General features: G+C 73.7%; 8 protein-coding genes and 1 pseudogene. 2 read left to right on the forward strand and 7 right to left on the reverse strand.

Annotated elements, in window-relative coordinates; translation table 11 throughout:
- Both ACFWI8_RS35790 and ACFWI8_RS35795 read left to right on the forward strand, forming a co-directional pair.
- Nucleotides 1–174, forward strand: a pseudogene (locus ACFWI8_RS35790) (sugar ABC transporter permease); the annotation flags it as partial.
- Complete coding sequence (locus ACFWI8_RS35795; protein ID WP_387100306.1) at nt 171–1,025, forward strand: carbohydrate ABC transporter permease; 855 nt, start codon at nt 171–173, stop codon at nt 1,023–1,025. The pseudogene ACFWI8_RS35790 and the gene ACFWI8_RS35795, both read left to right, overlap by 4 nt.
- A gap of 19 nt (nt 1,026–1,044) precedes the next feature.
- Here the strand turns inward: ACFWI8_RS35795 and ACFWI8_RS35800 are convergent, their stop codons facing one another.
- The 7 genes from ACFWI8_RS35800 to ACFWI8_RS35830 all read right to left on the reverse strand — a co-directional run bounded on the left by ACFWI8_RS35800 (nt 1,045) and on the right by ACFWI8_RS35830 (nt 7,747).
- Nucleotides 1,045–1,332, reverse strand: a complete 288-nt coding sequence (locus ACFWI8_RS35800; RefSeq protein ID WP_311595809.1) for a DUF2087 domain-containing protein — start codon at nt 1,330–1,332, stop codon at nt 1,045–1,047.
- Nucleotides 1,333–1,416: 84 nt separating this feature from the next.
- Nucleotides 1,417–3,057 carry an ABC transporter ATP-binding protein gene (locus ACFWI8_RS35805; RefSeq protein WP_387100310.1) on the reverse strand — a complete coding sequence of 547 codons (1,641 nt, stop codon included), beginning with the start codon at nt 3,055–3,057 and terminating at the stop codon, nt 1,417–1,419.
- A 2-nt stretch (nt 3,058–3,059) separates the two neighbouring features.
- The gene (locus ACFWI8_RS35810) at nt 3,060–4,223 is read right to left on the reverse strand and encodes a serine hydrolase domain-containing protein (RefSeq protein WP_387100312.1); all 1,164 of its coding nucleotides are present in this window, start codon (nt 4,221–4,223) and stop codon (nt 3,060–3,062) included.
- Nucleotides 4,220–4,723, reverse strand: coding sequence for a GNAT family N-acetyltransferase (locus ACFWI8_RS35815; RefSeq protein WP_387100315.1), 504 nt, complete (start codon nt 4,721–4,723; stop codon nt 4,220–4,222). Before ACFWI8_RS35815 ends, ACFWI8_RS35810 begins: the two co-directional genes overlap by 4 nt.
- Nucleotides 4,720–5,889 carry an anhydro-N-acetylmuramic acid kinase gene (locus tag ACFWI8_RS35820; RefSeq protein ID WP_387100317.1) on the reverse strand — a complete coding sequence of 390 codons (1,170 nt, stop codon included), beginning with the start codon at nt 5,887–5,889 and terminating at the stop codon, nt 4,720–4,722. The genes ACFWI8_RS35815 and ACFWI8_RS35820 overlap by 4 nt, the downstream gene beginning before the upstream one ends.
- Nucleotides 5,886–6,779, reverse strand: a complete 894-nt coding sequence (locus tag ACFWI8_RS35825) for an ABC transporter permease (RefSeq protein ID WP_387100320.1) — start codon at nt 6,777–6,779, stop codon at nt 5,886–5,888. The genes ACFWI8_RS35820 and ACFWI8_RS35825 overlap by 4 nt, the downstream gene beginning before the upstream one ends.
- Nucleotides 6,776–7,747: an ABC transporter permease gene (locus ACFWI8_RS35830; RefSeq protein ID WP_387100323.1), complete on the reverse strand. Its 972-nt coding sequence runs from the start codon at nt 7,745–7,747 to the stop codon at nt 6,776–6,778. The genes ACFWI8_RS35825 and ACFWI8_RS35830 overlap by 4 nt, the downstream gene beginning before the upstream one ends.
- Nucleotides 7,748–7,874: the final 127 nt, after the last annotated feature.

A 7,874-nucleotide genomic window follows, 5' to 3' on the forward strand; every position in this document is an offset into this window, starting at 1 on the left:
GGCCCCGGCGGCGGCTCCGACTTCGAGGCCGAGACCCTCAACGTCTACGCCTACGGCCTCACCTTCGACTACCTGGAGTACGGGCTGGCCTCCGCCGTCCTCGCACTCTTCACGCTCTTCATCATCGGCGTCGTGGTCCTGCTCCGCCGCCGGGTCACGAGGGAGTCCGCATGACGACCGCCACCGCCAGCCCCGCCGCCGTCGCGCACCGACGCCGGCGACGGAACCTCGCCTGGCTGCGAGGTGTCGCCATCGCCGCCGTCTGCCTCGTTTTCGCGCTGCCCGTGGTCTGGATGTTCGCCGCCGCCTTCAAGACCAACGTGCAGGTCACCGACCCGAGCGTGGGCCTGTTCTTCTCGCCCACCCTGGACAACTTCCGCGCGGTGCTCGGCGACAGCGAGATCCCGCGCGCCATGATGAACTCGCTGATCGTCGGCGCGATCTCCACGGCCCTCTCCGCCGTCATCGCGGTGCCGGCCGCCTGGGCGGTGGGCCGGTTCCGGATGTACCGCACCGGCTCGCTGATCCTCATCGCCCGCATCGTTCCCGCGGTGTCGCTCCTGGTGCCCTGGTACTACCTGTTCGCCAGGGCCGGCCTCGTCGGCAGCTACACCGTCCTGGTCCTCAGCCACATGTTCGTCTCGGTGCCGCTCATCCTCTGGATCATGATCAGTTTCTTCGAGCGGCTGCCGGTGGAGCTGGAGGAGGCCGCCAGGACCGACGGCCTCAGCGCGTTCGGCGCGTTCTGGCGCATCGCGCTGCCGCTGGCCGCGCCCGGCACCGCCACGGCCTCGCTGCTGGCGTTCGTCTTCAGCTGGAACAACTTCATGTTCGCGCTGGTCTTCGCCGACGAGAGCACCCAGACCGTGCCCGTCACGATGTTCAACTTCATCTCCTACGCCGGCACCGACTGGGGCGGCCTGATGGCCGCCGCCACGCTGATGTCGGTGCCGGTGGTGCTGGCCGCGGTGCTCGGCCAGCGCTACCTGGTGGCCGGCCTCACGGCCGGCGCGACCAAGAGCTGACGGGCCCTGCCGGGGCCCGTCAGGCGCTCTGCGGCACCGGCGTCAGCAGGTAGTGGCGTCCGTCGGGGCTGCGGGTCAGCCAGCCGTCGTCGACCAGGTAGCGGCGCAGCGCCGCACAGTCGTCGTGCACGCGGCGCAGCGCGTCGTTGACCTCGCGCTCGTCGTAGGAGCGGTCCGGCTCGAACAGGGTGTCCGCCAGATGCTCCAGGAGCTGCTGACGCCGCGCCGCGCGGCGCGGGATCGCGATCAGCCGCCCGCTCGCGAACAGCGCCTCGACCCCGTGTGACCCGCTCTGCCCGGTGCTCATCGGCTCCCCTTCCCACGACGGACGCGAGGGCCAAGAATGCCAGCGACGCCGGCCCTCCGCACCCCGTTTTCCGGCAGGCGGCGGCTAGGCGGCGGCCAGTCCGGCCCCGGGGATCGCGGCCAGCAGCTCGCGGGTGTACGGGGACTCCGGCGCCGCGAAGAGCCGGTCCGGGGTGCCGCTCTCCACGATCCGCCCCTCCCGCATCACGTGCACCTGGTGCGAGATCATCCGCACCACGGCCAGGTCGTGGCTGATGAACAGGTAGCTGAGCCCCAGCTCGCGCTGGAGCTCCGCGAGCAGCTCCAGGATCTGCGCCTGCACCAGCACGTCGAGCGCCGAGACCGCCTCGTCGAGCACCACCAGGTCGGGGGAGAGCGCCAGGGCACGGGCGATCGCCACCCGCTGCCGCTGGCCGCCCGACAGCTCGTGCGGCAGCCGGTCGGCCATGTCGGCCGGCAGCGCCACCTGATCCAGCAGCTCGGCCACCCGCTGCTCCCGCTCCCTCGCGGTGCCGATCCGGTGCACCCGCAGCGGCTCGGCGACGGACCGGGCCACGGTGTAGCGCGGGTCGAGCGAGGCGTACGGGTTCTGGAAGACCGGCTGCACCCGGCGCCGGAAGGCGAACAGCTCCCGGCGGCCGAGTCCCGCCACGTCGGTGCCCTCGAAGAGCACCTGGCCCGAGGTCGGTCGTTCGAGCCCCAGCAGCAGGTTGGCCGTGGTCGACTTGCCCGAGCCCGACTCGCCGACGATCGACACCGTCTGGCCGCGCGGGATGGTGAAGCCGACCCGGTCGACGGCGGTGAAACGATCCGCCGCGCCGCGCCCCGCCCCCCGGCCGCCGCGCACCGGGAACTCCTTGGTCAACTCCCGCACCTCCACCAGGTCGCGCGGCTCGGCCGTGGGCCCCGCGGCCTTGACCAGCGAGGTGGAGGAGAGGCTGGGCGCCGCGTCGAGCAGCCGCCGGGTGTACTCGTGGCCCGGGGCGGCCAGGATCCGCGCCGCCTCCCCGAACTCCACGATCTCGCCCCGGTACATCACCGCGACGGTGTCGGCTCGCTCGGCGGCAAGACCGAGATCGTGCGTGATCAGCACCACGCTGGTGCCCATCTCCTCGGTGAGCGCGTCCAGTTGGTCCAGGATCCGGCGCTGCACGGTGACGTCGAGCGCCGAGGTCGGCTCGTCGGCGATCAGCAGCCTCGGCCGGCAGGCCAGGCCCATGGCGATCAGGGCGCGCTGCCGCATGCCGCCGGAGAACTCGTGCGGGTACTGGTCGGCCCTGCGGGCCGGCTCCGGGATGCCGACGAGCTCCAGCAGCTCGACCACCCGGGCCCGCGCCGCCTTCCCCGTGGCGCGGCCGTGCACCACCAGGGCCTCGGCTATCTGGTCGCCGATCCGCATCAGCGGGTTCAGGTTGGTCATCGGGTCCTGCGGCACCAGCCCGATGCCCGCGCCGCGCACGCCGACCATCTCGTGTTCGCTCAGCTCCGCCAGGTCCCGGCCCTCGAAGCGGATCCGGCCGCCCGTGACGCGGCCGCCGGGCGGCAGCAGCCGGTTGACGGCCGCCGCGGTCGTCGACTTGCCCGACCCGGACTCGCCGACCACGGCGACGGTCTGGCCGGCCGCGACGTCGAGCGAGACGCCCCTGACCGCCGGCACCTCGACGCCACCCGTGCGGAAGGAGACGGAGAGATCGCGGATGGACAGGACGGGGGGTGCGGTATGCATGGTCACCTGTTTCGCGTGCTGGTGCGCGGGTCGCGCGGTGGTGCGGGGTGGTTCGAAGCGGACGTCAGGGCCTCGCCGGCGGCGGCGCGGGCCGCCGCCCACAGGTCGTCGGTCGACACCGGCGGCCCGTCGGCCAACAGCCGGCAGCCGGCCAGCGCCAGCGCGATGCCGCGGCCGGGCACGAAGCCGACCGCGCAGCCGGTGAATCCCGGGTGGCCGAGCAGCGTGACCGCCTCGGCGCCGACGGCCAGCTCATAGCGCCGGAAGCCGAGCGACTGGCCCGGGTCGGGACCAGGCGCGAAGAACTCCTCGACCACCTCAGGACGCCACAGCCGGTCGTGCTCGGCGTGGCCGGCCAGCGCGGTCGCGAACCCGACCAGGTCGGCCGGCGGCGCGAACAGACCGGCGTGGCCCGAGACGCCGCCGAGCGCGTGGTGCGCGTTGCCGTCGTTCGGCTCGCCGCTGATCGGGCCCCGCCGCCAGCGGCCGAAGTCGGCGGCGCGGTGCGGCACCGGATAGGGGTGGCCGGTGTCCAGCATGGCCATCTCGACGTCGTCGCCCCGGGCGCTGGTGGCGACCTCGTCGCCGGCGGGGCGGCCGTAACGGGTGGCCGCCAGGCCGAGCGGCTCCGTCACCAGCGCCCGCACGGCGGTGTCGAGCCGCTGCCCGGCCGCCGCCTCGACCACCTGGCCGAGCAGCATGAACCCGAGGTCCGAGTAGTGGCGTTCACGCCCCGGCGGGTAGCGCAACGGCAGCCTGGCGGCGTGCCGCAGCGCCGCGTCCCGGTCGCCCCGCGCGGCCACGTACAGCGGCCACCACTCCCAGAGCCCGCCACGGTGCAGCAGCAGGTCCCGCACGGTGACCGCGTCCTTGCCGCCGCCGGCGAACGCCGGCACGAACCGGCGCACCGGCTCTTCGAGCCCGACGAGCCGGTCCGAGACGAGTCGGATCAGCGCCGTGGTGGTGGCCACGACCTTGGTCACCGAGGCCAGGTCATGGTGGGTCGCGGCCGTCATCGGCGCGCCGTCGGGCGAACGCGTACCGGCCACGGCGTCGAGCGAGAGCCCGGGAGCGCGCAACGCGAGCACCACACCGGCCGGCGGAGCGGCGTCGGCCTGCGGCGCCCGACCGACGAGCCGCTGCGCGGCGAGCACCAGCGGATTCACCGGGCCTCCCGCGCGGCAAGCGCCCGCGTCAGGCGAACCTCCGGTTCGCCGAACTCGTCCTGGACGCGCGTGGTGCCGTCCTCGTGCCAGCCCTGGCGCCGGTAGAAGGCGAGCGCCGGCTCGTTGGCGCGGAAGCACCACAGCCGGGCCTCGGTGGCGCCGGCTGAGCGCAGCGCCTTCGTGGCGGCCCGCAGCAGGGCGGCGCCGAGTCCGAGGCCCCGCGCGTGGGGGGCGACGTAGAGCGAGTGGATCAGGCCGTCCGTCGCCCACCGCGTGACGCCGAGGATCTCGCCGGAGTCCGCCGCGGCGACCCGTACCTCGCCGAGCGCCGAGCGCCACAGTGCGGTGGCTCGCTCCCTCGTCATCGCCGCGACCAGCGGCGCCGGCAGGAAGCGTGGGTAGCTTTCCTGCCAGCAGCCGAGGAAGACCGAGACGACGCCTTCCAGGTCCGCGGCCGTCGCGGGGCGGATCTCGCGGAGCTCGCGGATCGCCGGAGTCATGGCGTGCTCAGTGTCAGCGCCTTCGGTGGCGCGGCCAGCGGCGTCGGCAGGGTCAGCGGTCCGGCGCCCGGGGTGAGGCTGCCGAGCACGCGCGGCGCCCGCGCGCCGGTGCCGGCGGGGGCCGAGCCCGGCAGGCCGTGCGCGGTGCACCAGCCGATCAGGGCGAAGGCGATGGCCTCCTTGTCGTCGGCCGGGGCGCCGAACTCGTCGGAGGGCAGCACCCGAACCCCCGGCAGCGCGGCCCGCAGGCCGTCCATCAGCACCGGGTTGCGGCAGCCGCCGCCGGAGGCCACCAGGGTGTCGACGCCGGCGGCCAGCACGTCGCGGGCGACGGTGCGAACCGTCAGCTCGGTGAGGGTGGCGACCAGGTCCGCCGAGGACACCTCGACGCCGGCCGAGGCCACGGCGCGCGCCGGGTAGTCGCCGTGGAAGTGCTCCTTGCCGGTGCTCTTCGGCGGCGCGAGCCGGTAGTAGGGGTCCTCCAGCAGGACGTCGAGCAGCCGCTGGTCCACCGTGCCCGAGGCGGCGATCCGGCCGTCCTCGTCGTAGCCGGCCGGGTGCAGGCCGCGCGCGGCGACCACCGCGTCGATCAGCGCGTTGGCCGGGCCGATGTCGTACGCGTACAGGTCGGAAGGGCCGCGCAGCACCGTCATGTTGGCGATGCCGCCGAGGTTGAGCGCGGCCGGGGTGCCGCCGAGCCCGGCGAGCAGCAGCCCGTCCAGGTAGGAGACGAGTGGCGCGCCGTGGCCGCCGGCCGTGATGTCGCGGATCCGGACGTCGGACAGGACCGGCACGCCCGTTCGCTCGGCGACCCAGGCGGGCTGACCGATCTGCAGGGTGCCGAGGGCCTCCCCGCCCGACACCCAGTGGTAGACCGTCTGGCCGTGCGACACGATCAGGTCGACGGGCCCGGCCGCCTCGACGCTGGCCGCCGCCGCGGCCGCGAACTCCTGTCCGATCAGGGTGTCGAGCTCGCACACCTCGGCCAGGCTGGTGGCGGCCGGCGGCAGCGCCGCCGCCAGCCGCTTGCGCAGCTCCGCCGGGTAGGGGGTGCTCGCGGTGTGCGCGACGGCGCCGCGCAGAGTGTCGCCGGTCAGGGTGAAGTCCACCAGCGCCACATCGATCCCGTCGTGCGAGGTGCCGGAGATCATGCCAAGAACCCTCATCGGGCGCGTCCTCCTCGGTTGCGTGGGTCGAGCGCGTCGCGCAGGCCGTCGCCCAACAGGTTGAGGCCGACGACCAGCAGCACGACGGTGACACCCGGGGCGATCATCGTCCAGGGGGCGATCTCCACCAGCGTGCGTGCCTCGAAGATCATCGAGCCGAGCGACGGGGCGGGCGGCGGCGCGCCCAGGCCGAGGAAGCTCAGGGACGCCTCGGTGAGCACCGCCCAGGAGAGCGAGAGCGTGACCTGCACGATCACGATGGACCCGATGTTGGGCAGCACGTGCCGCAGCAGGATCGCGATCCGGCCCTGACCCGTGCTGGTGGCGGCCTTGACGTACTCGATCTCGCGCAGCGACAGCACCGGGCCGCGGGTGACGCGGACGAAGATCGGCGCGTAGACGACGGCGATGGCGACCGCGATGGTGAACCAGTTGCGGTCGAAGACGGAGGCCAGCGCCAGCGCGAGCAGCAGCGGCGGGAAGGCGAACAGCACGTTGGTCAGGCCGCCGATCGCCGTGTCGGCGAAGCCCCGGAAGAAGCCGGAGACGAGGCCGCCGACGGTGCCCACCACCGTGGCCAGCGCCACCGCCACGACCGAGATCAGCACCGAGTTGCCGACCCCGGCGGCGACTCGCGAGAACACGTCGCGGCCGAACTGGTCGGTGCCGAAGAGGTGGTCGCCGGAGGGCGAGAGCAGCCGGTTCGGCGGGTCCTGGGCCACCGGGTCGTGCGGCAGCAGCCCGGTGAACGACAGCAGCCCGGCGACGGCGAGCAGCACGACGAGCACCAGGCCGATCACGCCGCTCGGGCTGCGCAGCACGGCCCGCAGCCGGCCCGCCCGGCGGCTGGTCGGCACCGCGAGGGGCGCGGTTCGCGCGAGGTCGGTCATGCGGCACGCACCCTCGGGTCGATCAGCCGGTAGGCCAGGTCGGTCAGCAGGTTGACGAGGACGAACGCGGCGGCGATCACCAGCACCGTGGACTGCACCAGCGCGTAGTCCTTCTGCTGGATGCCGAGCAGCACCTGCCGTCCGATGCCGGGCACCGAGAACACCTGCTCCACCACCACGGCCCCGCCCAGCAGGTAGCCGAACTGGAGCCCGACCATGGTGACGATCGGCACCAGCGCGTTGCCCAGCACGTGCCGGACCTGGAGCCGCCGCGCCCCGACGCCCTTGGCCCGCGCGGTGCGGACGAAGTCGTGCGACCGCACCTCGAGCACCGCGGTGCGGGTGGTGCGCATGATCGGCGCGGCGATGCCGAAGCCCAGCACGAGCGAGGGCAGCAGCATCTGCTGGAGGTTGAGTGCCGGATCCTCGAAGAGCGGCACGAACGCCTTGCCGTTGGGGTTGAAGCCGAAGGAGGAGGCCAGCACCGAGAGCAGGGTGGTGGCCAGCAGGAAGGCCGGGATGGACAGGCCGGCGAGGCCGACCAGTTGCCCGGCGGCGTCGCGCGGCGAATCCGGCCTGGACGCCGAGAGCATGCCCAGCGGCACGCCGATGAGCAGCGCCAGCAGGATGGCGAGGACCGCCAGCTCGAAGGTGATCGGCAGTGACGCCAGGGTGAGGTCGAGCACGCTCTCCTGCGAGCGGGTGGAGTAACCGAGGTTGCCGGTCAGCAGGTTGCCGAGCCAGGAGAAGAACTGCAGCACGAGCGGCTGGTCGATGCCGTAGTACGCCTCCAGCTCGCTTCGCTGCTGGGGCGTGAGCGCGGCGGCCTCGGTGCCGAGGGCCGCGGTGATCTGGTCGCCGGGGATGGCGCGCAGCAGGACGAAGACGAACACGGCGACGCCCAGCAGGGTCGCCAGGGAGGCGACGGCGCGCCGGATGACCGGATGCTGGATCAGGGTGCGGAGCATGGTTGCGCAGACTTTCCCGCCGCGTGGGCGCCGGGGACCGGGGGGGGGGGGCGGGGGGGGGTGGGGCGCCGGCGCGCGGTGGGGCTGGAGACGTGCGCGAGGTGATTACAGAAAATGACCTCCCCGC

This window comes from Streptomyces sp. NPDC127098 (genome assembly GCF_042722465.1).
GTDB lineage: Bacteria > Actinomycetota > Actinomycetes > Streptomycetales > Streptomycetaceae > Streptomyces > Streptomyces millisiae.